This window comes from Streptomyces sp. DT2A-34 (genome assembly GCF_030499515.1).
Lineage (GTDB): Bacteria > Actinomycetota > Actinomycetes > Streptomycetales > Streptomycetaceae > Streptomyces.
Map to the genome: position 1 here is coordinate 4928179 of NZ_JASTWJ010000001.1, position 24014 is coordinate 4952192.

At 71.2% G+C, this 24014-nt stretch carries 21 protein-coding genes and 1 pseudogene; 9 read left to right on the plus strand and 13 right to left on the minus strand.

Annotation, left to right across the window (positions count from 1 at the left end; translation table 11 throughout):
* The first annotated feature begins 51 nt into the window (after positions 1 to 51).
* Together QQM39_RS21770 and QQM39_RS21775 are read left to right on the plus strand one after the other, a co-directional pair.
* Positions 52 to 1056, plus strand: a complete 1005-nt coding sequence (locus QQM39_RS21770) for a helix-turn-helix domain-containing protein (RefSeq protein ID WP_301998980.1) — start codon at positions 52 to 54, stop codon at positions 1054 to 1056.
* Positions 1053 to 1550, plus strand: a complete 498-nt coding sequence (locus tag QQM39_RS21775; protein WP_301998982.1) for an LURP-one-related/scramblase family protein — start codon at positions 1053 to 1055, stop codon at positions 1548 to 1550. Before QQM39_RS21770 ends, QQM39_RS21775 begins: the two co-directional genes overlap by 4 nt.
* Positions 1551 to 1652: 102 nt before the next feature.
* Here QQM39_RS21775 and QQM39_RS21780 read toward each other — a convergent pair whose 3' ends face one another.
* Positions 1653 to 2450, minus strand: a complete 798-nt coding sequence (locus QQM39_RS21780) for a carbon-nitrogen family hydrolase (protein ID WP_301998983.1) — start codon at positions 2448 to 2450, stop codon at positions 1653 to 1655.
* 202 nt (positions 2451 to 2652) lie between these two features.
* Between QQM39_RS21780 and QQM39_RS21785 the strand changes: the two genes are divergently transcribed.
* Both QQM39_RS21785 and QQM39_RS21790 read left to right on the plus strand, forming a co-directional pair.
* On the plus strand, positions 2653 to 3477 hold the full coding sequence (locus tag QQM39_RS21785) for a maleylpyruvate isomerase family mycothiol-dependent enzyme (RefSeq protein WP_301998985.1): 825 nt from the start codon (positions 2653 to 2655) through the stop codon (positions 3475 to 3477).
* Between the two features lie 251 nt (positions 3478 to 3728).
* Positions 3729 to 4502, plus strand: a complete 774-nt coding sequence (locus QQM39_RS21790) for a cyclopropane-fatty-acyl-phospholipid synthase family protein (protein WP_301998987.1) — start codon at positions 3729 to 3731, stop codon at positions 4500 to 4502.
* Positions 4503 to 4563: 61 nt separating this feature from the next.
* Here QQM39_RS21790 and QQM39_RS21795 read toward each other — a convergent pair whose 3' ends face one another.
* Positions 4564 to 5856 carry a nitrate/nitrite transporter gene (locus QQM39_RS21795; protein ID WP_301998989.1) on the minus strand — a complete coding sequence of 431 codons (1293 nt, stop codon included), beginning with the start codon at positions 5854 to 5856 and terminating at the stop codon, positions 4564 to 4566.
* Entirely contained in the window at positions 5853 to 6530 is a 678-nt protein-coding gene (locus QQM39_RS21800; RefSeq protein ID WP_301998991.1) for a GntR family transcriptional regulator, read from the minus strand. The genes QQM39_RS21795 and QQM39_RS21800 overlap by 4 nt, the downstream gene beginning before the upstream one ends.
* 206 nt (positions 6531 to 6736) lie before the next feature.
* On the opposite strand from QQM39_RS21800, the gene QQM39_RS21805 reads away from it, so the two are divergent.
* Complete coding sequence (locus QQM39_RS21805; protein WP_301998993.1) at positions 6737 to 7636, plus strand: D-alanyl-D-alanine carboxypeptidase family protein; 900 nt, start codon at positions 6737 to 6739, stop codon at positions 7634 to 7636.
* Between the two features lie 95 nt (positions 7637 to 7731).
* Here QQM39_RS21805 and QQM39_RS21810 read toward each other — a convergent pair whose 3' ends face one another.
* From QQM39_RS21810 to QQM39_RS21825, 4 genes are all read right to left on the minus strand, one after another.
* Entirely contained in the window at positions 7732 to 9156 is a 1425-nt protein-coding gene (locus QQM39_RS21810; RefSeq protein ID WP_301998994.1) for a dihydrolipoamide acetyltransferase family protein, read from the minus strand.
* 10 nt (positions 9157 to 9166) lie between these two features.
* Positions 9167 to 10162, minus strand: a complete 996-nt coding sequence (locus tag QQM39_RS21815) for an alpha-ketoacid dehydrogenase subunit beta (RefSeq protein ID WP_301998996.1) — start codon at positions 10160 to 10162, stop codon at positions 9167 to 9169.
* A gap of 1 nt (position 10163) precedes the next feature.
* Positions 10164 to 11342, minus strand: a complete 1179-nt coding sequence (gene pdhA, locus QQM39_RS21820) for a pyruvate dehydrogenase (acetyl-transferring) E1 component subunit alpha (protein WP_301998998.1) — start codon at positions 11340 to 11342, stop codon at positions 10164 to 10166.
* A gap of 487 nt (positions 11343 to 11829) precedes the next feature.
* Positions 11830 to 13380 (minus strand): protein kinase, encoded by a 1551-nt coding sequence (locus tag QQM39_RS21825; RefSeq protein WP_301999000.1) that lies wholly within the window; start codon positions 13378 to 13380, stop codon positions 11830 to 11832.
* Positions 13381 to 13743: 363 nt separating this feature from the next.
* Between QQM39_RS21825 and QQM39_RS21830 the strand changes: the two genes are divergently transcribed.
* The gene (locus tag QQM39_RS21830; RefSeq protein ID WP_301999001.1) at positions 13744 to 15378 is read left to right on the plus strand and encodes a protein kinase; all 1635 of its coding nucleotides are present in this window, start codon (positions 13744 to 13746) and stop codon (positions 15376 to 15378) included.
* Between the two features lie 59 nt (positions 15379 to 15437).
* On the opposite strand, the gene QQM39_RS21835 is transcribed toward QQM39_RS21830, so the two are convergent.
* Together QQM39_RS21835 and QQM39_RS21840 are read right to left on the minus strand one after the other, a co-directional pair.
* A complete protein-coding gene (locus QQM39_RS21835) occupies positions 15438 to 15980 on the minus strand; it encodes a bacterial proteasome activator family protein (RefSeq protein WP_301999002.1) in 543 nt (180 codons plus the stop codon).
* A 302-nt stretch (positions 15981 to 16282) separates the two neighbouring features.
* Positions 16283 to 16390 (minus strand): annotated as a pseudogene (locus tag QQM39_RS21840) (PadR family transcriptional regulator); the annotation flags it as partial.
* Positions 16391 to 16765: 375 nt separating this feature from the next.
* Here QQM39_RS21840 and QQM39_RS21845 point away from each other — a divergent pair.
* Positions 16766 to 17401 carry a hypothetical protein gene (locus QQM39_RS21845; protein ID WP_301999003.1) on the plus strand — a complete coding sequence of 212 codons (636 nt, stop codon included), beginning with the start codon at positions 16766 to 16768 and terminating at the stop codon, positions 17399 to 17401.
* A 171-nt stretch (positions 17402 to 17572) separates the two neighbouring features.
* On the opposite strand, the gene QQM39_RS21850 is transcribed toward QQM39_RS21845, so the two are convergent.
* Positions 17573 to 18553, minus strand: a complete 981-nt coding sequence (locus tag QQM39_RS21850; RefSeq protein ID WP_301999004.1) for an NAD(P)H-quinone oxidoreductase — start codon at positions 18551 to 18553, stop codon at positions 17573 to 17575.
* Positions 18554 to 18713: 160 nt separating this feature from the next.
* Between QQM39_RS21850 and QQM39_RS21855 the strand changes: the two genes are divergently transcribed.
* On the plus strand, positions 18714 to 19742 hold the full coding sequence (locus QQM39_RS21855; RefSeq protein WP_301999006.1) for an ATP-binding cassette domain-containing protein: 1029 nt from the start codon (positions 18714 to 18716) through the stop codon (positions 19740 to 19742).
* Entirely contained in the window at positions 19739 to 20587 is an 849-nt protein-coding gene (locus QQM39_RS21860; RefSeq protein WP_301999008.1) for an ABC transporter permease, read from the plus strand. Before QQM39_RS21855 ends, QQM39_RS21860 begins: the two co-directional genes overlap by 4 nt.
* A 13-nt stretch (positions 20588 to 20600) precedes the next feature.
* On the opposite strand, the gene QQM39_RS21865 is transcribed toward QQM39_RS21860, so the two are convergent.
* From QQM39_RS21865 to QQM39_RS21875, 3 genes are read right to left on the minus strand one after another with little or no spacing between them, the layout of a single operon-like run.
* Entirely contained in the window at positions 20601 to 21710 is a 1110-nt protein-coding gene (locus QQM39_RS21865) for a TrkA family potassium uptake protein (protein WP_301999010.1), read from the minus strand.
* Positions 21707 to 23077, minus strand: a complete 1371-nt coding sequence (locus tag QQM39_RS21870; RefSeq protein WP_301999012.1) for a molybdopterin molybdotransferase MoeA — start codon at positions 23075 to 23077, stop codon at positions 21707 to 21709. The genes QQM39_RS21865 and QQM39_RS21870 overlap by 4 nt, the downstream gene beginning before the upstream one ends.
* On the minus strand, positions 23074 to 23949 hold the full coding sequence (locus QQM39_RS21875) for an NTP transferase domain-containing protein (RefSeq protein ID WP_302003674.1): 876 nt from the start codon (positions 23947 to 23949) through the stop codon (positions 23074 to 23076). Before QQM39_RS21875 ends, QQM39_RS21870 begins: the two co-directional genes overlap by 4 nt.
* Positions 23950 to 24014 lie beyond the last annotated feature (65 nt).

Below are 24014 nucleotides of genomic sequence, written 5' to 3' on the forward strand. Positions count from 1 at the left end.
GCGCTCATCGTGCGGGTGACTGCGCAGCCGTACGAGTGCTAGGAATCGCATATGGCGCAAGGATCCTCTCAGCCGGTGCGAACCCATCGTGTCGCCGTGATCGTCGACGAGGGCACCAACCCCTTCGAGGTCGGCGTGGCAACCGAGTTGTTCGGGCTGCCGCGTCCGGAGCTCGGCCTCCCCGGGCCGCTGTACGACGTGACACTGTGCACGCCCACGCCCGAGGTTCGGATGAACCACGGCTTCTTCACCCTGACCGGCGTGCCCGGGCTGGAGGTGGTGGACGAGGCGGACACCCTCGTCGTCCCCGGCCGCCCGGACAACGTCGTGCCGCGCGGCGCCGCCGTACTCGACGCCATCCGGCGCACCCACTCGCGCGGCGCCCGCGTCATCAGCCTGTGCACCGGCAGCTTCGCGCTCGCCGAGGCCGGACTGCTCGACGGGCGTCGGGCGACCACCCACTGGCGCTGGGCCGACATCTTCCGCGAACTGCATCCGAAGGTGCTGCTGGAACCGGACGTGCTCTTCGTCGACGAGGGCGACCTCCTGACGGCCGCGGGCAGCGCCGCCGCGCTCGACCTCTGCCTGCATGTCGTACGGCGCGACCACGGTGCCGAGGTCGCCAACGCGGTCTCGCGGAGACTCGTGTTCGCCGCGCACCGGGACGGCGGGCAGAAGCAGTTCGTGGAACGGCCGGTGCCGGACGTGCCGGACGCGTCGCTGGGGCCCCTGCTGGCGTGGGCGCAGGAACGGCTGGGCGAGTCGCTGACGGTGGCGGACCTGGCGGCGCGCGCGTCGGTGTCGCCGGCCACCCTGCACCGCCGCTTCCGGGCGCAGCTGGGGACTACGCCGCTGGCCTGGCTGACGGGGGAGCGGGTGGCGCTGGCGTGCCGGCTGATCGAGCGCGGGGAAGAACGGCTGGACGTGGTCGCGGCGAGGAGCGGACTCGGCACCGCGGCGAACCTCCGCGCGCGCGTGCGGCGCGAGACGGGGCTCAGTCCGTCGGCCTACAGGCGGCGTTTCGGGCCGGGCAGCGGGGAACCCCTCGTCTCATGAGATTCCTCGTACGCGACCGGCTCCTAGGCATCGGCGACGACTACTGGATCGAGGACGACCGGGGCAACAAGGTGTTCCTCGTCGACGGCAAGGCGATGCGGCTGCGGGACACCTTCGAGCTGAAGGACACGCAGGGGCGCGTCCTCATCGACATCCACCAGAAGATGCTCTCCCTGCGCGACACGATGGTGATCGAGCGGGACGGCGAGCCGCTCGCGAAGATCCGCCGCAAGCGGCTGTCCCTGCTGCGCAACCACTACCGGGTGTCCCTCGCCGACGGCAGCACGGAACTCGACGTCAGCGGCAAGATCCTCGACCGGGAGTTCGCCGTCGAGTACGACGGCGAACTGCTGGCCGTCGTCTCCCGGCGCTGGCTGCACGTCCGGGAGACGTACGGCGTGGACGTCGTACGGGACGAAGCGGACCCGGCGCTGCTGATCGCGGTGGCGGTGTGCGTGATCCACCTCGCGGAGAAGGAACACGTGGACGACTGAGGGGCGCGCGAATGGCTGAAGCGCACGCGGGCGACTGTGCTGTGGGGCGGGGGCAATCCGCCACCGCCACCACCGCCACCACCACCGCCGCCTCGGCGGCCGTCAGCGGCGCGGCGCCGCCAGCCCCAGCACCCGGTCCTTCAGCGCCGGGAACTGATCCCGCGTCGCCGCGACCTTCGCCGGGTCGAACTCCACCGTGAGGACCTGCTCCCCCGCGCCGGCCTGCGCCAGCACCTCGCCCCACGGATCCACCACGATCGAGTGACCGGCCTGCGGAACTCCCGCGTGCGTCCCGGCCGTTCCACAGGCGAGCACGAACGCCTGGTTCTCCACCGCCCGCGCCTGAGCCAGCAGCGTCCAGTGCGCCCGGCGGCGCTCCGGCCAGCCCGCCGGGAGGACCAGGGTCTCGGCGCCGGCGTCGACGAGGCCGCGGAACAACTCGGGGAAACGGAGGTCGTAGCAAGTGGCCACACCCAGGACCGTCTTGGGCAGACGCACCGTCACCAGTTCCTCGCCCGCGCCCATCAGCACGGCCTCGCCCTTGTCGAAGCCGAACCGATGGATCTTTCGGTACGCGGCGGCCAGATCACCGGAGGGGGAGAAGACGAGAGAGGTGTTGTAGAGGGGACCCTCAGGGTCACGCTCGGGAATCGAGCCCGCGTGCAGCCACACGCCCGCGTCGCTCGCCGCCTTCGCCATCGCCTCGTACGTCGGCCCTTCGAGCGGCTCGGCCTCGCTGCCGAACTCCTCGTAGGCGAACGCCCCGGTCGTCCACAGCTCGGGGAGGACGACCAGATCCGCCGCCCCGGCCTGTTCCCGTACCAGCGAGGCAACCCTCACCCGACGCGATTCGACCGATTCGCCCTCATTGACATCGATCTGGAGCAAAGAGGCGCGCACACTACCACCGTCCTGGCATTCGAGCGGTCCACACGGGCTTCCACACAGGCCTACGATCGTCACACGAAAGCACTGCCGGGGTGCCTCACAGCAGCGTAACTTAGCGTTCCAAGACACCCGCCGACAGCAGCCGCCGCCCACTGGCACCGCCGCCAGAAACCGCCCGCGTACCGACGTTCCAACCGCCGAGGGGTCCCGTTCCGTGAGTCTGCATCCCACCCTCCAGCCCTACGCCGACGCCTGGACCCACTCCATCGAAGCGATATCCGAGCTGGTGACACCGCTAGTGGAGGGCGAGTGGAACCGGCGTACCCCCTGCCCCGGCTGGTCGGTGCGCGACGTGGTGTCCCATGTCATCGGCCTGGACTGCGAGATGCTCGGCGACCCGCGTCCCATCCACACGCTCCCGCGCGACCTCTTCCACGTCACGAACGACCACCAGCGCTATATGGAGATGCAGGTCGACGTCCGCCGCCACCACACGGCGCCGGAGATGACGTCCGAGCTGGAGTACACGGTCATCCGCCGCAACCGCCAGCTGCGCAACGAGTCCCGTGACCCCGGCACGAAGGTACGCGGCCCGCTCGGGACGGAGCTCACCCTCGAAGAGTCCATGCGGGCCCACGCCTTCGACGTATGGGTGCACGAGCAGGACCTGCGCACCGCCCTCGGCCGCCCCGGCAACCTCGACTCCCCCGGCGCGCACGTCGCCCGCGACGTCCTGCTGGCCCAGCTGCCCGACATCGTCGCCGTCCGGGCCGACGCCCCCCGCAGCTCGGCGATCGTCTTCGACGTCCACGGCCCGATCGAGTTCCTCCGCACGATCCGCGTCGACATCCAGGGCCGAGGCACCCTCGAAACGGCCCCCGCCCTGGGCCCCGCCGCCACCCTCACCCTCGACTGGGAAACCTACGTCCGCCTCGCCTGCGGCCGCGTCACGCCGGAGGCGGCGGCGGACCGGGTAAAGGCAGAGGGCGACCCGGACCTGACGGCAGCGATCCTGCGCAACTTCACGGTGACGCCGTAGGCACAGCGCCCTTTCGACGCCGGTCCAGGCAATTCCAGCCCGTCCGGCGTTTGAGGGCGAGGCCGGCCCGCGTCATTCAGCCCGTCCGGCGTTTGAGGACGAAGCCCGTTCAGGGCCGAAGCGGGGGTCTGGGGGCCGCAGGCCCCCAGAGGCGGGGCGAAGGGGCGGAGCCCCTTAAGGATGGGACGGGTAGGGGCGGCGGGGGCGAAATCCACTGTCGCCCACCCGGCGCCCGAGGCTAACGTCCCGCTGTGACCGACACCGCCCCAGCGACCACCCGCCCCCCACGCCTGACCCGCCTGACCTTCCACGGCCCCCTCTCCGAGGCACGAGCGCACAGCCTCGTCCAGCGACTCACCCGCACGAACCCCGCCACAGTCCTGGACATCGGCTGCGGCTGGGCCGAGTTGATGCTCCGCATCCTGGCCGCCGCCCCCGAAGCGACAGGAACCGGCATCGACATCAAGGCCGAAGACCTCGCCCGCGGCCGCCGCAACGCCGAGGCCCGAGGCCTGGCACAAAGGGCCACGTTCGTCGAGGAGTCCGCCGCAGCGACCTCGCACGGCCCCGCCGACCTGGTCCTGTGCGTCGGAGCGAGCCAAGCCCTGAGCACGGCCGAGCCCCCGGACCACACCACCGAGGCGCTGCGCGCACTGCGCCGCCTGGTCACCGACGGCGGCCGCGTACTGCTCGGGGAGGGCTTCTGGCAGCGCCCCCCGACCCCCGCCGAACTCTCCGGCATGTGGCCGCAAGCCGCCGCCACGGACCACCACGACCTCGCCACCCTGCTCGACCTCGCGGTCGACGCCGGTTTCCGCCCGGAGTGGACCGAGACGGCGAGCCTCGACGAGTGGGAGGAGTTCGAGTCGGCGTACCAGGCGGACGTCGAGATATGGCTGGCCGAGCACCCCGACCACCCGCTCGCGGCCGAGACACGCGAGCGCCTCGACCGCCATCGCGCCCAGTGGATGAGCTACCGCGGGGTCCTGGGACTCGCGTACCTCACACTCGTCCCAGCCCTCTGACGCACCGCCTCGCCGCCTCACCGGCTCACGCGGCTCACGCGGCTCACGCGGCTCACGCGGCTCACGCGGGAACGTGCACGGTCTCCACCCTGCTGGCGACCAGCCGTTCCCGCTCCCTGCGCGCCGCCCGCTTGCGCAGCCGCAGGATCTGGCTGACTCCCAGCGCCTGGAGGACGAACACCGCCGAGAAGGCGACGGCGTAGTCGTCCCCCGTCGCGTCCAGCAGCACCCCGATCGCGAACAGCGTCGTCATCGAGGCGACGAAACCGCCCATGTTGGTGATGCCGGACGCCGTCCCCTGCCGCTCCGGCGGATTCGCCGGCCGCGCGAAGTCGAAGCCGAGCATCGAGGCCGGCCCGCACGCCCCGAGCACCGCGCACAGCACGATCAGCAGCCACATCGGCGCCGTATCGCCGGGCCAGGCCAGCGTCGTCGCCCACAGCACCGCCGTCGCCCCGACGGTCCCGAGCGCCAGCGGCAGCCGCGCCCCGTGGTGCCGGGCGACGACCTGGCCGTAGACCAGGCCCACGACCATGTTGGACAGGACGACCAGAGTGAGCAGTTCACCGGCCGTCGCCCGGGACAGCCCCTGTGCCTCCACCAGGAACGGCATCCCCCACAGCAGCAGGAACACCATCGCCGGGAACTGCGTCGTGAAGTGCACCCACAGCCCCAGCCGCGTGCCCGGCTCCCGCCAGGACGCGGCGATCTGACGGCGTACGTAGGCCGTGCCCAGATGCGGCAGCGGCTCCGGCTCGTGCCCCTCGGGGTGGTCCTTCAGGAACAACAGCAGCAGGACCAGTACGACGACGCCCGCCGCCGCGCTGCCCGCGAAGGCCGCCGTCCAGCCCACGCCGTGCAGCAGCCGGGCCAGCACCAGCGTGGAGACGAGGTTGCCGGCCATGCCCGCGAGCCCCGCGAGCTGCGCGATCAGCGGCCCGCGCCGGGCCGGGAACCAGCGGGTGCCGAGCCGCAGCACACTGATGAAGGTCATCGCGTCGCCGCAGCCCAGCAGCGCACGCGAGGCGAGAGCCATGCCGTACGACGGCGAGAAGGCGAAGCCCAGCTGGCCCGCCGTGAACAGCACCACGCCGATGGTCAGCACCTTCTTGGTGCCGAGCTGGTCGACGAGCAGGCCGACGGGTATCTGCATGCCGGCGTAGACGAACAGTTGGAGGATCGAGAAGGTCGACAGGGCCGAGGCGTTCACGTCGAAGCGGTCCGCCGCGTCGAGGCCGGCGACCCCGAGGGACGTACGGAAGATGACGGCGACGAAGTAGACCGAGACGCCTATGCCCCAGACTGCGGCGGCGCGGCGGCCGCCCGGAGGGTCACCCGGCAGCACGGTCTTCATCGCTCTTCACCCCGCGCCAGGTGCGAGAACCAGCCGATGTGCCGGTGAACCATCCCGACGGCGGCCTCGGCGTCTCCGGAACGCAGGGCCTGAAGGATCTCCTCGTGCTCGACGAGGGTCTTGGCGATCCGGTCGGGGTGGGAGTGCAGGACGGCGACGCCCATGCGCAGTTGCCGGTCGCGGAGCTGGTCGTAGAGCCGCGACAGGATCTCGTTGCCGCCGCTGCGGACGATCTCCGCGTGGAAGCACCGGTCGGTGACGGCTGCTCCGGCGAGATCGCCGGCGGCGGCCTGGGCCTTCTGCTGGGCGAGCAGTTCCTCCAGGCGCGCGATGAGGCCGGGGGGCGCGGGTACGGCCTTGCGCGCCGCGTGCTCCTCGACGAGCATCCGCGTCTCGACCACGTCCTTGATCTCCTGTGCGGAGACCGGCAGGACCAGTGCGCCCTTCTTCGGATAGAGCTTGATCAGCCCCTCGACCTCCAGCCGCAGCAGCGCCTCCCGCACCGGCGTCCGTGAGACCCCGACGGCCTCGGCGAGCTCGCCCTCGGTGAGGAGGGTCCCGCCCTCGTAGCGGCGCTCCAGGACGCCCTGCTTGACGTGGGTGTAGACGCGGTCGGCGGCGGGGGGCTGCTTCATGGACTGCTGCTTCACGGGGGCGGGCGGGGCTGAGGGCATGCCCACAGCATAGATACAACACGTACGCATGAGGACGCTCGTCCAGCATGCGGACGAGAAACCTGATCAGGAGTCAGACACGGGGACCCGCGACACACGTCCCACAACCTTCTGTGCTACTTACGTGTCACACATGTGCGGCCCACCTGTCTTCCCCTCCAACTCGGCCGCACACAAGGGCATTCGACGTAATCGGGGTATTTCAGTTGATAACCGCCACCAAGGGCTTCCGTGTCCGCAGAGCCGCAGCCGTCGCCGTGACGACCGGCGCGGTGCTCGTCACCGGCGCCCTCACCGCGGCACCCGCGCAGGCTGTGACGGCGCCCACCATCACCGCCAAGGGCGGGTTCCTGATGAACAGCGCCACCGGCACGACCCTGTTCACCAAGGCCGCTGACACCAAGAGGCTCACCGCCTCCACCACGAAGATCATGACCGCGAAGGTCGTGCTCTCGCAGACGAACCTGAACCTGGACACCAAGGTCACGATCAAGAAGGCAGTCAGCGACTACATCGTCTCCAAGGGCGCCTCGTCGGCCAGGCTGATCGTCGGCGACAAGGTCACCGTCCGCCAGCTGCTGTACGGGATGATGCTGCCGTCCGGCTGCGACGCCGCGATGGCCCTCGCCGACAAGTTCGGTACCGGTACGACGGTCAACGCTCGCGTGAAGTCGTTCATCGGCAAGATGAACACCATGGCCAAGAACCTTGGCATGACGAACACGCACTTCGATTCGTTCGACGGCATCAGCAACGGGTCCAACTACTCGACGCCGCGCGACCTGACGAAGCTCGCCCGGAGCGCGATGAAGAGCACGACGTTCAAGACCGTCGTGAAGACCAAGTCGTACACGGCCAAGACGATCACCAGCAGCGGCTCCACCCGCACGATGGGGGCCTGGACCAACACCAACACGCTGCTCGGCTGGAACGGCACGCTCGGCATCAAGACCGGCTCGGGCACCGAGGCCAAGTACTGCCTCGTCTTCGCGGCCACTCTCAACGGGGAGTCGGTGATGGGGACCGTCATGACCTCCCCCTCTGCGACCGACCGCACGACGGACGTGAAGAAGCTGATCAACTACGGCTACGCGAAGATCAGCTGACTCCGGCTGACCGCTGACGCCCCGGCTCGACGAAAGGGGGCGGCCACTCGACAGTGGCCGCCCCCTTTCCGTCACCTTTCGTCACCGCGCGTGGCTCACGCCCAGCTGATCAGCCGCTTCGGCTGCTCCAGGATCGCCGCCACGTCGGCCAGCACCTTGGAGCCCAACTCGCCGTCCACCAACCGGTGGTCGAAGCTGAGCGCCAGCGTGGTGACCTGACGGGGCTTCACCTTGCCCTTGTGGACCCACGGCTGGAGCTTGATCGCGCCGACCGCGAGGATCGCGGACTCGCCGGGGTTGAGGATCGGGGTGCCGGTGTCGACGCCGAAGACGCCGACGTTGGTGATGGTGACGGTGCCGCCCTGCATCGCGGCGGGGGACGTCTTGCCCTCCTTCGCCGTCGACACCAACTCGCCCAGCGCCCCGGCCAGTTGCGGGAGCGTCTTGGTGTGGGCGTCCTTGATGTTCGGGACGATCAGGCCGCGCGGGGTCGCCGCCGCGATGCCCAGGTTGACGTAGTGCTTCCGCACGATCTCCTGGGCCGCCTCGTCCCAGGAGGCGTTCACCTCCGGGTTGCGCTTGATGGCGACCAGGAGAGCCTTGGAGATCAGCAGCAGGGGGTTCACGCGCAGGCCCGCGAACTCCCTGTCCTGCTTGAGCTCCTCGACCAGCTTCATCGTGCGCGTCACGTCCACCGTCACGAACTCCGTGACATGCGGCGCCGTGAACGCCGAGCCGACCATCGCCGCCGCCGTCGCCTTGCGGACGCCCTTCACCGGGATACGGGTCTCGCGGGCCGCGTCGTACGTGGCCACCGGCGCCGACGTGGCCGCCGGGGCGGCGACCGGGGCGGGCTGGGGCCCCGGCTCGGGAGCCGGGGCCGGCGGGGCCACCGCCGCGTGGACGTCCTCCCGCGTGATGATGCCGTCGGGGCCGGTGGGGGTCACCGTGGCCAGGTCGACGCCCAGGTCCTTCGCCAGCTTGCGCACCGGCGGCTTCGCCAGCGGCCGGGGAGGCTTCACCGCCGCGGCGGGGCCATGGCCGTTCAGCTCGGACTGCAGGGCCTGCGCCGCCGTCGAGGGCTCCTGAGGCGGGACGTCGGCCCCCTTGCGCGGGCGGCGCTTGGTCGAGGACGCGGCCACGCCGTAGCCGACCAGCACCGGCTGGCGGCCCTGCGGCTTGGCCTCCTCCGGCTGCTTCTCGGCGGGAACCTGGGCCTGAGCCGGCGCCTCGGCGACCGGGGTCGCCCCGCCCGCCCCTCCCGCCACGTCCACCGCGATGATCGCCGTACCGACGTCCACCGTCGTGCCCTCGGGGAAGTGCAGCTCCCGGACCACCCCGTCGTACGGGATGGGCAGCTCGACGGCCGCCTTGGCCGTCTCGACCTCGCACACCACCTGACCGTCGGTGACCGTGTCGCCCGGCTGGACGTACCACTTGAGGATCTCGGCCTCGGTGAGTCCCTCGCCCACGTCGGGCATCTTGAACTCGCGCACGGACGCTTGAGTCATCGTCGTCACGACCCTCTCCTCAGTACGCCAGGGCACGGTCGACGGCGTCGAGCACCCGGTCCAGGCCCGGCAGGTACTCCTCCTCCAGACGCGCCGGCGGATACGGGGCGTGATAGCCGCCCACCCGCAGCACCGGGGCCTCCAGGTGGTAGAAGCAGCGCTCCGTGATCCGGGCGGCGATCTCCGCACCCGAGCCGAAGAACACCGGGGCCTCGTGGACCACGACCAGGCGGCGGGTCTTCTCGACGGAGGCCTGGATGGAGTCGAAGTCGAGCGGGGAGACCGAGCGCAGGTCCAGGACCTCCAGGTTCCGGCCTTCCTCGGCGGCCGCGTCGGCGACCTCCCGGCACAGCTTCACCATCGGGCCGTAGGCGGCCAGCGTGAGGTCCGTGCCCTCGCGGACGACCTGCGCCTTGTGCAGCGGGCCCGGGATCGCCTCGGGGTTGACCTCGCCCTTGTCCCAGTACCGCCGCTTCGGCTCGAAGAAGATCACCGGGTCGTCGCTCTGGATGGCCTGCTGCATCATCCAGTAGGCGTCCGACGGGTTGGAGGGGCTGACGACCTTCAGACCGGCCACGTGCGCGAAGAGCGACTCGGGGGACTCCGAGTGGTGCTCCACCGCGCCGATGCCGCCGCCGTAGGGGATGCGGACGACGATCGGGAGCTTGACCTTGCCCAGCGAGCGCGCGTGCATCTTCGCCAGCTGCGTGACGATCTGGTCGTAGGCCGGGAAGACGAAGCCGTCGAACTGGATCTCCACGACCGGGCGGTAGCCGCGCAGGGCCAGGCCGATCGCCGTGCCCACGATGCCCGACTCGGCCAGCGGGGTGTCGATGACGCGGCTCTCTCCGAAGTCCTTCTGCAGGCCGTCCGTCACCCGGAAGACACCGCCGAGCTTGCCGACGTCCTCGCCCATGATGAGGACCTTGGGGTCCGTGTCCAGGGCGCGGCGCAGCGACTCGTTGATCGCCTTGGCCAGGGCCATGCTTTTGAACGTCCCAGCTTCCGCTGCCATGTCAGACCCCCTCTACGTCCGCGAACGACGCCTGGTAGGCGGCGAACTGGGCGCGCTCCTCGTCGACGAGCGCATGCCCGTCCGCGTACACGTTCTCGAAGATGGCGAAGTGGTCCGGGTCCGGCATGGCGCGGACCGCTTCGCGCACTCGTTTGCCCAACGCCTCGCTCTCCGCCTCCAGTTCCGCGAAGAATCCGTCGTCCGTGTGGTTTGAAGCCTCCAGGTAGCGGCGAAGGCGCAGGATCGGGTCCTTCGCCTCCCAGGCCAGACGCTCCTCGTCACCGCGGTAGCGGGTGGGGTCGTCGGAGGTGGTGTGGGCGCCCATGCGGTACGTGTACGCCTCGACCAGCGTCGGTCCCTCGCCGCTGCGGGCACGCTCCAGCGCCCACTTCGTCACGGCCAGGCAGGCCAGGACGTCGTTGCCGTCGACGCGGACGCCCGGGAAGCCGTAGCCCTGCGCACGCTGGTAGAGCGGCACCCGGGTCTGCTTCTCGGTCGGCTCGGAGATCGCCCACTGGTTGTTCTGGCAGAAGAACACGACGGGGGCGTTGTAGACCGCGGAGAAGGTGAACGATTCCGCGACGTCGCCCTGGCTGGAAGCGCCGTCGCCGAAGTACGCGATCACCGCGCTGTCGGCGCCGTCCTTGGCGATGCCCATCGCATAGCCGGTGGCGTGCAGCGTCTGGGAGCCGATGACGATCGTGTAGAGCTGGAAGTTGTTGCTGTTCGGGTCCCAGCCGCCGTTGTTCACGCCGCGGAACATGCCGAGCAGGTTGCTCGGGTCGACCCCGCGGCACCAGGCGACGCCGTGCTCGCGGTAGGTCGGGAAGACGTAGTCGTCCTCGCGGGTGGCCCGGCCGGAGCCGATCTGGGCGGCCTCCTGGCCGAGCAGCGAGGCCCACAGGCCCAGCTCGCCCTGGCGCTGCAGCGAGGTGGCCTCGGCGTCGAAGCGGCGGGTGAGCACCATGTCGCGGTAGAGGCCGCGGAGCTCGTCGGGGGTGATGCCGGCGACGTACTTGTCGAACTCGGCGTTCTTGACGCGCTTGCCCTCGGGCGTCAGCAGCTGGACGAGTTCGGGGTCGGTGCCTGGCGATTTCCTTGCGGTTGTGCGCTTGCCGGCCGTGCTCTTGGTACCGGCGCTGCGTCGCGGCTTTGGCGCGGCAGTGCTCTCCACGGTCACGTGTGCTCCTCCGTCGGTCCGGCTACCCGGGTTCGCCGGGTGCCAGTGCGGCTCACCTGAAGCCCTACGGACGCACAGGGTGGGTGCGGCTCGTGCGGGAACAGGCGTGACAGGTGCCCCGGCGAGCGCCCTGCAATAGGCACGTTACCCAGTGCTCCACATTTCTGTGAAACCCCTCCTGACCTGCGATTTTGCTTGGATATCCAAGTAAATCGCCAAAGTCCGGAACAACTCCTGGTCACAGCCTTGCAGGGGGCCGGAACAACGGCACGTTATATCGGTGACCCAGGTCACGGGAAGAGCCGCCGAGGGCGAGGTCACTGAACTGGCGTGACGCTGATCTCGTGCACGAAGGCGGATAAGTCAGGTTATGCCAGCAGAACGATCCAGCCACCCGCCGTAAACGGCACGCGCGCGTGGAGCCCGTTTCCGGGCCGCACGCGCGCGTGGGGCTGACTTCTTCAGTGAGACGGTGCCGCGAGGCCGGTCAGAGGCCGTCGTCCGTCGGTGTCGGCAGCGTCGGGTCCTCCGTGGGGTCCTCCGTCGGGTCCTCGGTGGGGTCCTCCGTCGGGCCCTCGGTCGGCTCGGCCGTGGTCGGGGTCTCGGTCGGCTCGGCCGTGGTCGGGTCCTCGGTCGGCGTGTAGGAGGGCTCGTACGACGGCGTGTAGTCCGGGTCGGTGCCCGTACCGGTGCTGTCGTCCGTGTACTCGTCGGTCGGCTCCTCGGTCGCCTCGTCGCTCGGCGTCTCGCTGGGCGTGTCCTTGTCGGCGTTCTGCGAGGTGGTGGGCGTCGGCGTGGTGTCGGTGCCGCCGCCCGAGCCGGTGTCCTTGAGCGCCAGCGCGACGCCCGCCGCGATCGCGATCACCGCGAGGACGGCGAGGATCCACAGTTTGCCGCGACCGCTGCCCCTGTTGCCGTGCCCCTCGAAGCCGCCGTCGTCCCCGCCGCCGTACCCGGCGGGCAGGATCGGCTGCGGGACCTGCGTCGTACCGGAACCGGAGTCCGAGGGGTGCCCCATGACGGTCGTGTTCGCGAAGCCCGCCGCCGGGGTGTGCCGGCCGTCGTGCATCGTCACCGGGCCGGTGTTCCAGGTGCCGGTGTGGCCGCCCTGGTCGTACAGCATCTGCAGGCCGTACTGGACGAGGCCGCGCATCTCCTCGGCCGTCTGGAACCGGTCGTCCGGCTCCTTGGCGAGCGAGCGCATGACCAGGCCGTCGAGCTCCGGCGGGCAGCCGTCGGAGAACTCGGACGGGGGCGTCGGGATGTCCTGGACGTGCTGGTAGACCACCGACAGCGGGGTCTCGCCGGTGAACGGCGGGCGCAGCGCGAGGAGTTCGTAGAGCAGGCAGCCCGTCGCGTACAGGTCGGAGCGGTGGTCGACCGCCTTGCCGAGCGCCTGCTCGGGCGAGAGGTACTGCGGGGTGCCCATGACCATGCCGGTCTGCGTCATCGTCGACTGCGCGCCGTGCAGGGCGCGGGCGATGCCGAAGTCCATCACCTTCACAGCGCCGTTGTGGGTGATGATGACGTTGGCGGGCTTGATGTCGCGGTGCACGATGCCGTGCTGGTGCGAATAGGCGAGCGCCTCCAGGACGCCGGAGACGATGATCAGGGCCTGCTCGGGGCCGGGCGCCTCGGCGTTGAGGAGCAGGTCGCGGATGGTCCGCCCCTCGACGATCTCCATCACGATGTACGGCACGCTGTGGCCGCCCACGAAGTCCTCGCCGGAGTCGTACACGGCGACGATCGCGTGGTGGTTGAGGCCGGCCACCGACTGGGCCTCGCGCGTGAAGCGGGCCTTGGACACCGGGTCCTCGGCGAGGTCGGAACGCAGCAGCTTGACCGCCACGGTGCGGCCGAGGCGCACGTCCTCGGCCGCGAACACCTCGGCCATACCGCCCCGGCCGAGTCTGCGGGTCAGCCGATAACGGCCGTCCCCGACAAGCCCGCCGTTACCCCACATCTCCGGCGCGTCTGACATACCGCCGCCAGCCGCCTCGGGGTCGGACGGGCCCTGAGCGCGCTGCTGCTGTGCCATCAGTCCTCGCCGTCGTTTCTGCCCGCGGTGCGCGCGGTGTTGTTACGGTCTCCGTCGGCCACGCTACAGCCTCCACGCAAGCCGTCGGTCCGAGACGGCCGCCCCAACCGGAGGGAGACGGACCGGCCATCAAACCGGCACCGCGTCCGCTCGTGCAAATTCTGTGTACCGCCCGTACTGCCCCGGTAACTCTTCCGCGACGCTTCTTTCGCGTACGGTCACGGAACGGGCACCGCGCTTGACCTGTCAGTGCCGTGGGGCAGACTTGGCCGGGAATAGCAGTTGGATCACTCGGGATCAAACCCGATCCACGACAATCCACGGCAATCGCAGGCGCCTAAGAGGCTACGGGGGACGCAGCACATGAGCCAGGACGGCGCACAGGGCCGGTACGCGGGGCGGGCGCTCGCCGGCGGCCGCTATCAGCTGCGCGACTTGCTCGGCGAGGGCGGCATGGCCTCGGTGCACCTCGCCTACGACGCCGTGCTCGACCGGCAGGTCGCGGTCAAGACCCTGCACACCGAACTCGGCCGCGAGCAGGCGTTCCGCGAGCGCTTCCGCCGCGAGGCCCAGGCCGTGGCCAAGCTCACGCACACCAACATCGTCTCCGTCTTCGACACCGGCGAGGACGAGCTCGACGGCATGACGACGCCGTACATCGTCATGGAGTACATCGAGGGCCGGCCGCTCAGCTCGGTCTTCGACGAGGACGTACGGCAGTTCGGAGCGGTGCCCGCCGACAAGGCGCTGAAGATCACCGCGGACGTGCTCGCGGCGCTGGAGATCAGCCACGAGATGGGGCTGGTGCACCGGGACATCAAGCCGGGCAACGTGATGATGAACAAGCGCGGCGTCGTCAAGGTCATGGACTTCGGCATCGCGCGCGCCATGCAGTCCGGTGTGACGTCGATGACACAGACCGGCATGGTGGTCGGCACGCCGCAGTACCTCTCGCCCGAGCAGGCGCTGGGCCGGGCCGTGGACGCCCGCTCCGACCTCTACTCGGTCGGCATCATGCTGTTCCAACTCGTCACCGGGCGGCTGCCGTTCGACGCGGACTCGCCGCTGGCGATCGCGTACGCGCATGTGCAGGAGGAGCCGACCGCTCCGTCCTCCATCAACCGCGCCCTGCCGCCCGCCGTGGACGCGCTGGTCGCCCGCGCCCTGAGGAAGAACCCGAACGAGCGCTTCCCGAGCGCCGAGGCCATGCGCGACGAGTGCCTGCGCGTGGCCGCGTCCTTCCAGGCGGCCCCGCCGAGCATCGTGCCGGGCTCACAGGCGCAGAGCGGCCAGGGCGTCGGCGCCTCGGTGTTCCCGCCGGTCGGCCAGACGCCGCCGCCCGGGGGCCCGGTCCAGACGCCGTACCAGCCGACCCCGGCCCCGAACCCGTACGGCACCCCGCCGCCCGGGACGCCCCCGCCGGGGTACGGCTACCCGCAGCAGCCCGGCTACCAGACACCGCCGCCGGCGGCGTACTCCCCGCAGCCGGGCCATCCGACCCCGCCGCCGTACACCCTCTCGCCCCAGCCGCAGCCCACGTCGGGCGGCGGCAAGAACAACCGCGCGGTGATCATCGGCTCGATCGTCGTGTCCCTCGTCGCCGTGGGCGGCCTGATCGCCGCACTGACACTGACCGGCGGCGGCACCGAGGACGACGAGGGCGGGGGCGGCACGAGCACGTCGGCGCCGGCCACGAAGGCGGCCGGATACCGGGCGGGGGACAGTTCGAGGACGGTCGAGACGACCACGTGCACCGAGCCGCGGGAGTCGTTCCTCGACCCCGACAAGGTACGGATGCCGGACTTCTCGTACCAGTACTGGCCTTCGGTCGTCGAGTGTCTCAAGGCTGCCGACTGGAAGTACGAGAAGACCTCCAAGGACGAGAACACGTACGGCGACGGCACGGTGCTGGTGCAGTCCCCCGAGACGGGCACTGACTTCGATCCGGAGAACCCGCCGACGATGAAGTTCACGGTCTCGACGGGCAATCCGGAGTGACGCCCATGTGAAAGGGCCCGGCAGCGCTGGCTGCCGGGCCCTTCGCGTGCGGGTGGGGTTTACAGGTACGGCCCGCCGGTGCGGCCCGCCTGGTGCTGATCGCCGTCCTCGTGACCGCCGACTCCCGGCGGCAGGGCGCGGCGCATCTGCTCCAACTGGGCCCGGGCGGCCATCTGCTGGGCGAAGAGCGTGGTCTGGATGCCGTGGAAGAGGCCCTCCAGCCAGCCGACCAGCTGGGCCTGCGCGATGCGCAGTTCCGCGTCGCTCGGGGTCGCCTCGTCCGTGAACGGCAGGGAGAGCCGCTCCAGCTCCTCGACGAGTTCCGGTGCCAGGCCGTCCTCCAGTTCCTTCACGGAACTGGCGTGGATCTCCTTCAGCCGGACCCGGCTCGCCTCGTCCAGGGGAGCCACGCGCACTTCTTCGAGCAGCTGCTTGATCATGCTGCCGATCCGCATGACCTTCGCCGGCTGCTCGACCTGCTCCGTCACCGGGATCTCGCGGGAGTCCTCGTCTCCGTTGCCGCCGGTGAGCGCCATCCCGTCCTGGCCCACGACCAGGATCTGGGGGTTCTCGGACGGCCTTTCGTTCCTCGGCATCTCCATGCCGCCATTCTCTCGCACCCGTACAGCTCATCATCGTGGTGCCCCCCGTGTGGGGTGATCCACCGTTTAGGCCGGGGGAGATTCCGTCAGTCGCCCAGTCACGCTGTCGCTCTTTGTTCCAGGACCAGCAGCCGGGCCATCTCGTCGGGGTGCTCGTGCGCCCGCGCCCGCGCCGGCCCCTCGGCCCTCCGCCGTACGTAACCGTGCGGGGTCCGGGTCACATGCCTGCGCTGCGCCCCCACGACCTCGGCCCGCCCCCGCCAGCGCGTACAGCACCCGCCCCGCCTCGTCCACGCCGCCCTATTCAGCGGCCAGGTCCCGTCGGCACGCGTCTCGAACTCGGCACGCAGCCGCGAGCCGTAGCGGGGGCCGGCTTCCAGGAGCGCCAGCAGTCCGTGTCGTATCGACATAACCGGATTGTGCGCCCGATTCGGTCGGGTGGCGGAGTCCGGAATGCCGGGTGCGTTCGGTGCTGTGAGGCTTGTGCCGTGACTTCATTGCTGGGGGCGACGCGGGGGTGGCGGTTCGTCCCGGGTAGCGGGTTCCTGACCTCGCCGGGCGCGGGGCGCGGGCTCGCGCGTTCGTCGTCGCCGGGGGCTGCGCCTGGGCTCAGGGCGGGGACGCTGGTGGTGCTGGTGGCGGGGTTGGTCGTCGGGTGGGGTGGGGGTGGGGTGTCGTACGGCCTTGATGGCCCGCGTGGTGCTGTCGCATCCGGCGATTCCTCCGGCTCCCCGGGTTCGCCCTCGCCCGTCTCCCCCCGTGCGGCCGCGTCCCCCTCCGCGTCCGTGGCTGACTCCGAGGCTTCCGCCAGCTCCTCGGTCGAGCCCCTGCCTTCCTCCGCCGCCGAGACTCCGTCCGGGGCGCCCTCCGCCTCCCCCGCCCCTTCCGGGGAGTCCCGGGCGTCCCAGGCCTCGGCCACCTCTCCCGCCCACGCGCCCACCGCCTCCCCTCCCGCCCCTCCCGCCCCTCCGGCCCCCTCCGACAAGCCGTCCCGGGCCGGGAGCAGGGCCGGTGAGGGGCGGGAGCGGCCGGGGCGGGAGAAAGGGCCACTGGAGGACGAGGAAGCTGCGGACAAGGAAGCGGCGGACGACGAAGCCACGGAGGAGGAAGCAGCGGAGGAGGAGCCGGACGGCGGCACGGGCGACGAGGACGGGGAGGGCTCGGCGTTGCCGGAGGACGAGGGTGAGGGTGAGGACGACGGCGGGGGCGTGGCCGAGCGTCCGGACGGCGCCGGTGACTCCGCCGCGGACTCCGCCACGGTGCCCTCGGCCCCGTCGAACCGTCCCGCACGGCAGCCCGTCCCGCATGCCGAGAGCCCGACCGAGCCCGTGCTGCAGGTCCTGCCCCTCGGCAGCGGGCTGGTGCTCATCGGGCTCGGTCTGGGGCTCGCCTTCGTCGGTCTGCGGTTGCGGCGCGGCTAGGCCCTGTCGTCAAATTCCCGTCGTCCGCCCGAAGGGCGGGCCGCGCGGCGTGAGGTGCGTGCTCTCGGCGTGCCGCGTGGGGGGTGCCCCCTCTGGGGGAGCGTGCATGGCGTCGCGCGGCAGGCGGGAATTTGACGACAGAGCCTAGGGGGTTCCTGCACCGCGCCAGCCTTACGGCGCGACCAGGAGCACCTTCCCGACGTGCCCGCTCTCCTCCACCACCCGGTGGGCCTCGGCCGCGTCGTTCATCGGGATCTCGCGGTCGACGACCGGACGTACATGGCCGGCGTCCACCAGGGGCCACACATGCTCGCGTACGGCCGCGACGATCGCCGCCTTCTCGCCGAGCGGACGGGCCCGCAGCGAGGTCGCGCTGATGGCGCCGCGCTTGGCCAGGAGCGCGCCGATGTTGAGTTCGCCCTTGACGCCGCCCTGCATGCCGATGATCGCCAGGCGCCCGCTGACGGCGAGGGCCCGGACGTTGCGGTCGAGGTACTTGGCGCCCATGTTGTCGAGAATGACGTCGGCTCCGGCCCCGTCGGTGGCCTTCTTGACCTCGTCGACGAAGTCCTGCTCCCGGTAGTTGATCAGGACGTCGGCGCCCAGCTCGGCGCACCGGTCCAGCTTCTCCGGCGTGCCCGCCGTGACGGCGACCTTGGCGCCGACGGCCTTGGCGAGCTGGATGGCCATGGTGCCGATGCCGCTGGAGCCACCGTGCACGAGCAGGGTCTCGCCCGGGCGGAGGTGGGAGATCATGAAGACGTTGGACCAGACCGTGCAGACCACCTCGGGCAGGGCAGCGGCCCGCGTCAGGCTCACGCCCTTGGGTACGGGCAGCAGCTGGCCGGCCGGCACGGCGACCTTCTCGGCGTAGCCGCCGCCCGAGAGCAGCGCGCACACCTCGTCGCCCACGGCCCAGCCGGAGACGCCGGGGCCGAGCTCGGCGATCCGGCCGGAGCACTCCAGGCCGGGGTAGGGGGAGGCGCCGGGCGGCGGGTTGTAGAAGCCCTGGCGTTGCAGGATGTCGGCGCGGTTGACGGCCCCGGCCACCACCTCGACCAGCACCTCGCCCTCACCGGGCACGGGATCGGGGACCTCGTCCCACACCAGCGCCTCGGGCCCACCAGGTTCGGGAATCGTGATCGTATGCATGGCACGGACGCTACTCCCCGGCCTCCGACCCCCTGCCCCTCGGTCCTTGGACGGGTTCGGACGGAAAATCCGGTGCGGCACCGATGAGTTTGCGCGACCGTAAAGGTCTCCCCATACGCAGCCCAAGAACGCGGAAGGACCACTCGGAAGGACCCGAAGCATGAGCACGCAGACGACGTCCGGTCTCGCGATCGAGACGGCAGGCCTGGTGAAGACGTTCGGTGAGACACGGGCCGTCGACGGCGTGGACCTCGCGGTTCCGGCCGGCACGGTCTACGGCGTCCTCGGCCCGAACGGCGCCGGCAAGACGACCACGGTGAAGATGCTCGCCACCCTCCTACGACCCGACGGCGGCGAGGCCCACGTCTTCGGCCACGACATCGTGCGTGAGGCCGACGAGGTGCGCGGCCGGGTGAGCCTCACCGGCCAGTACGCCTCCGTGGACGAGGACCTCACCGGCACCGAGAACCTGGTCCTGCTGGCCCGGCTCCTCGGCCACGGCAAGCCCGCCGCGCGGGAGCGTGCCGCGCAGCTGCTGGAGGCCTTCGGGCTTTCGGACGCGGCCGGGAAGCAGGTCAAGAACTACTCCGGCGGCATGCGGCGCCGTATCGACATCGCCGCGTCCATCCTCAACACCCCCGACCTGCTCTTCCTCGACGAGCCGACGACCGGCCTCGATCCGCGCAGCCGCAACCAGGTGTGGGACATCGTGCGCGCCGTCGTCGCCCAGGGCACCACCGTGCTGCTGACCACGCAGTACCTGGACGAGGCCGATCAGTTGGCGTCCCGGATCGCCGTCATCGACCGCGGCAAGGTGATCGCCGAGGGGACCAAGGGCGAGCTCAAGGCGTCCGTCGGCGCCGGGTCCGTCCATCTGCGGCTGCGTGACGCGGCGCAGCGGCCGGACGCCGAGCGCGTGCTGCGGCTGACGCTCGACGCGGACGTGCAGCTGGAGCCGGATCCCGTGGCCCTCACCGCCCGCGTCGGCTCCGGGGCGGCCAATGGACAGGGCGCGGCGGAGCAGGCCGCCCGCGCGCTCGCCGAACTGGCCCGCACCGGCATCACCGTCGACAACTTCTCGCTGGGCCAGCCCAGCCTGGACGAGGTGTTCCTCGCCCTCACCGGACACGACACCCACGACACCCACGACGAGCCCGGCAACGACGACAAGGACGAGGTGGCGGCATGAGCACCGTGACGCAGACCGAGAGCAAGGAACTCGCCCCCGTCAGCGCCGAGTCGCTCGCCGCGCTGCTCGTCTCCGGGGAGCGGCCGCCGCGGCCCAGCGCCTGGTCGGCCTCGATGACGTTCGGCTGGCGGGCGATCCTGAAGATCAAGCACGTACCCGAGCAGCTCTTCGACGTCACCGCGTTCCCGATCATGATGGTGCTGATGTACACGTACCTGTTCGGGGGCGCCCTGGCCGGGTCCCCGAGGGAGTACATCCAGTTCCTGCTGCCGGGCATCCTGGTGATGTCGGTCGTGATGATCACGATGTACACCGGCGTCTCGGTGAACACCGACATCGAGAAGGGCGTCTTCGACCGGTTCCGGTCGCTGCCCATCTGGCGGCCGTCGACCATGGTCGGCTATCTGCTGGGCGACGCCCTGCGCTACACGATCGCGTCCGTGGTGATGCTCACCGTCGGCATGATCCTGGGCTACCGCCCGGACGGCGGGGTCGTCGGGGTGCTCGCGGGGATCGCGCTGCTGGTCGCCTTTTCGTTCGCGTTCTCGTGGATCTGGACGATGTTCGGGCTGATGCTGCGCACCGAGAAGTCGGTGATGGGCGTCAGCATGATGGTGATCTTCCCGCTGACGTTCCTGTCCAACGTCTTCGTCGACCCGAAGACCATGCCGGGCTGGCTCCAGGCCTTCGTCAACAACAGCCCGATCACTCATCTGTCCTCGGCGGTACGGGGGTTGATGGCCGGTGACTGGCCGGCGGCCGAGGTGGCCTGGTCGCTGGGGTGGGCGGGCCTGTTCGTGCTGGTCTTCGGGCCGATCACGATGCGGCTGTACAACCGCAAGTAGTCGAAGCGGCCCGTCAGATGGGCTTCATCCCTGGGGGCAGACGCCGGTCATCGGGTGCCACCTGAGTGCCCGGCGTCGCCCGCACGATGGTGATGAGCCGGTCCGTCAACTCCAGCGTCCCCACGGCCGGATCGTCGTATCCGAGCACCCGGTGCCCCCGTACGACGCTCACCACCAGGTCGTCCGTCTGCCGTGGGCTCTTGCCCACCTCGGCCTTTATGACCGGTCGTTCGACGATGTCGAGCCCGCTGCCCTGCTGGATCAGGTCCTCCAGGACCATCCCGGCGGCGGGGCTGAGCACGGAGAGGCCGAGGAGCCGACCGGCCGCGCTGGCGCTGGTGATGACCGCGTCGGCGCCGGACTGCTTCAGCAGCGGCGCGTTCTCCTCCTCGCGCACCGCGGCCACGATCTTCGCGCCGCGGTTGAGCTGCCGGGCCGTCAGCGTCACCAGGACGGCGGTGTCGTCGCGCTGGGTCGCGATGATGATCTTCCGCGCCTTGTGCACCTCGGCCCGCATCAGGACGTCACTGCGCGTGGCGTCCCCGGTGACCCCGGCGTACCCGTCCCCGACCGCCGCATCGATCACCTTGGAACTCGGGTCGACCACGACGACCTGGTCCTTCCTCAGGCCGGTGGCGCAGACGGTCTGGATCGCCGAACGCCCCTTCGTTCCGAAGCCGATGACGACGGTGTGGTCGCGCAAGGTGGACCTCCAGCGGTTCAGACGCCACTCCTCCCGGGTCCGTTCGGTGAGGACCTCGAGCGTGGTGCCGACCAGGATGATCAGGAACAGCACGCGCATGGGCGTGATGACGAAGATGTTGGTGAGCCGGGCGGCGTCACTGACGGGGGTGATGTCGCCGTATCCGGTGGTGGAGAGGCTGACGGTCGCGTAGTAGAAGGCGTCGAGGAGGTCGACGGAACCGTCGGAGTTGTCGTTGTAGCCGTCGTGGTCGGCGTAGACGATCAAGGCGGTCGCCACGAGCAGCGTCAGGGCCAGCACGACCCGCTTGGCAACCTGCCGGAACGGATGCTCCACGATCTTCTTCGGGAGCTTCACCCGGTAGGTCGCGACGCGCTCGTCCGCCCGACGGGCGATCGCGTCCTGGCCCGGAAGTTTCACGTGAAACACACCTCGATGCCGGCACTCGCCCAGGGCAGGTCGAGCAGTTCGGTCTCCTGACCTGCGCGGACACCGCCCGGCGGTACGACGGCGACGGCGTCGGCCGCCGCCATGCCCCGCAGCATGGCCGGCCCGTGGTAGTGCAACGGCACGGCGTGGTCGCCGCGCAGCACGACGGGGATGAGCCGGGTGTCGTACGGATGCCCGTGGGCCGCCTCCTTCAGGGGGAGTGTGTACGGCTCCGGGGACGGGTGGGCGGCGAGCGTGCGCAGCAGGGGTTCGGCGAGGGTGAGCAGGCCGGAGACGGCGGCGAGGGGGTTGCCGGGCAGGCCGACGAAGTGCTGGTTCTCCTTGGTGCGGGCCAGCAGCATGGGGTGGCCGGGCCGTACCTTGACGCCGTCCACCAGGAGTTCGGCGCCGATGCGCCGCAGCGTGGGGTGGACGTGGTCGACGGGGCCGGCCGCGGTGCCGCCGGTGGTGACGATGAGGTCGGCGTCGGAGCGGGTGAGGGCCTTGTGCAGGGCCTTGGCGTCGTCACCGAGCCGGCGCACGGAGGTGACGTCGGCGCCGAGTGCGCGCAGCCAGGGCGGCAGCATCGGGCCGAGGGCGTCGCGGATCAGCCCGTCGCGCGGAAGCCCCGCGGTGAGCAACTCGTCGCCGAGGACGAGGACTTCGACGCGGGGACGCGGTACGGCGGTCACGGTGTCGTATCCGGCGGCGGAGGCCAGGCCGAGGACGGCCGGGGTCACGAGGGTGCCGACGGCGAGCAGTTGGTCGCCGTTACGGCATTCCTGGCCGCGTGGGCGGATGTCCTGGCCGGGCTGGATCTCCCGGGTGGCGTGCAGACGGTCCTTGGCGTCCGTGCGGCCGTGCTCGCTGCGCAGGACGGCGGTGGTGTCCGGCGGGATCCGGGCGCCGGTCGCGATCCGGACGGCTTCTCCGTCGGTGAGCGGCTCGGGCTCGGCGTGCCCGGCCAGCACTCCCTCGTCCCGTACGTCCCAGGGGCCGGGGCCCGCGACCGCCCAGCCGTCCATGGCCGAGGTGTCGAAGGAGGGCAGGTCGGTGAGGGCGGTGAGGGGGGCGGCCAGGGTGAGGCCGAGGGCCGCGTCGAGGGGGACGGAGACGGGAGCGCGGCCGGCGGCCCGGGTGGCGGCACGCGCGGCACGGGCGGCGGTCTCGCGGGCCTCGCGCCAGGGGGTGGCCTGGTGGTGGCGGTCCGGGTGGGGGGAGCCCGGGGCGGGTGCGCCGGGTGCGGGCCCGTGGTCGCCGGGGGTGTGGGGGCCGTTGTGTTCGTTCACGAGGGCGAGCACCTCCTCGACGTCGAGGTCCTCGGCGTCCTCGTCCGCCTGGACGCCGCGGGCGGTCATCCGGCGTCCGGGCGGGTGTCGGGCGTGGCGTCGGGGGCCGCGTCGGACTTCGCGGCGGCCGCCTCCTCCGCCCAGCGCAGGGCGAGGGCGGTGGCCTTGCGGGAGGCCTCGGCGACGGCTTCGGGGCCGCCTTCGCCTCCCTTGGCCTGCGCTGCCGCGTACCCGACGAGGAAGGTCGTCAGCGGGGCCGCGGGGCGCGCCACCCCGTGGGCGGCGTCGCGGGCGAGATCGAGCAGGACCTTGGTGTCGACGTCGAGCTCGATGCCGAGCTCGTCCTTGACTGCGGAAATCCATTCATCCAACACGTGCCCATGCTCCCTGATGCGTGCCCTGGCGGTGGCGATGTCGTCCCAGGTGTCGCAGTCGAAGGACGCGACGGGGTCGGGGACGCGGGTGAGGCCGAGCGCGCCGGTCAGCCGGCGCAGGGGGAGGCCGGTGAGGCCGTCCCGCCCTTGGGCGAGCGCCTCCAGTTCGCGGCGCAGCGCGGGCGCGCGGTACGCGGCGACGAGCGGCTGGTCGCGGCCGTCGGCGTCGGTGAGCAGCGCACCGTCGGCGCCGCTGGTGCGCAGGGCGGCCAGCAGCCGCCGTACCGTGCCGTCGTCGAGGAACGGCAGGTCGGCGGAGAGGACGACGACCCGCTGTGCCGTGGTGTGGCGCAGCCCGGCGTCGAGTGCGGCCAGCGGGCCGCCGCCGGGTGGGTCCTCGCGCGCCCAGGTGACCGGGCGCGCGGTCGGGCGGGGGTCGGCGACGACGACGGTGGACCGCGCGTCGGCGCAGGCGGCGAGGACGCGGTCGAGCAGGGCCCGCCCGCCGACGCGCACCCCCGGCTTGTCCGCGCCGCCGAGCCGCCGCGCCGCACCTCCGGCGAGCACGACGGCGTCGTACGCGACGTCGTGCCCGGCCTCCTGCTGGGCGTCGGCGGCGCCTTGCCCGCCCG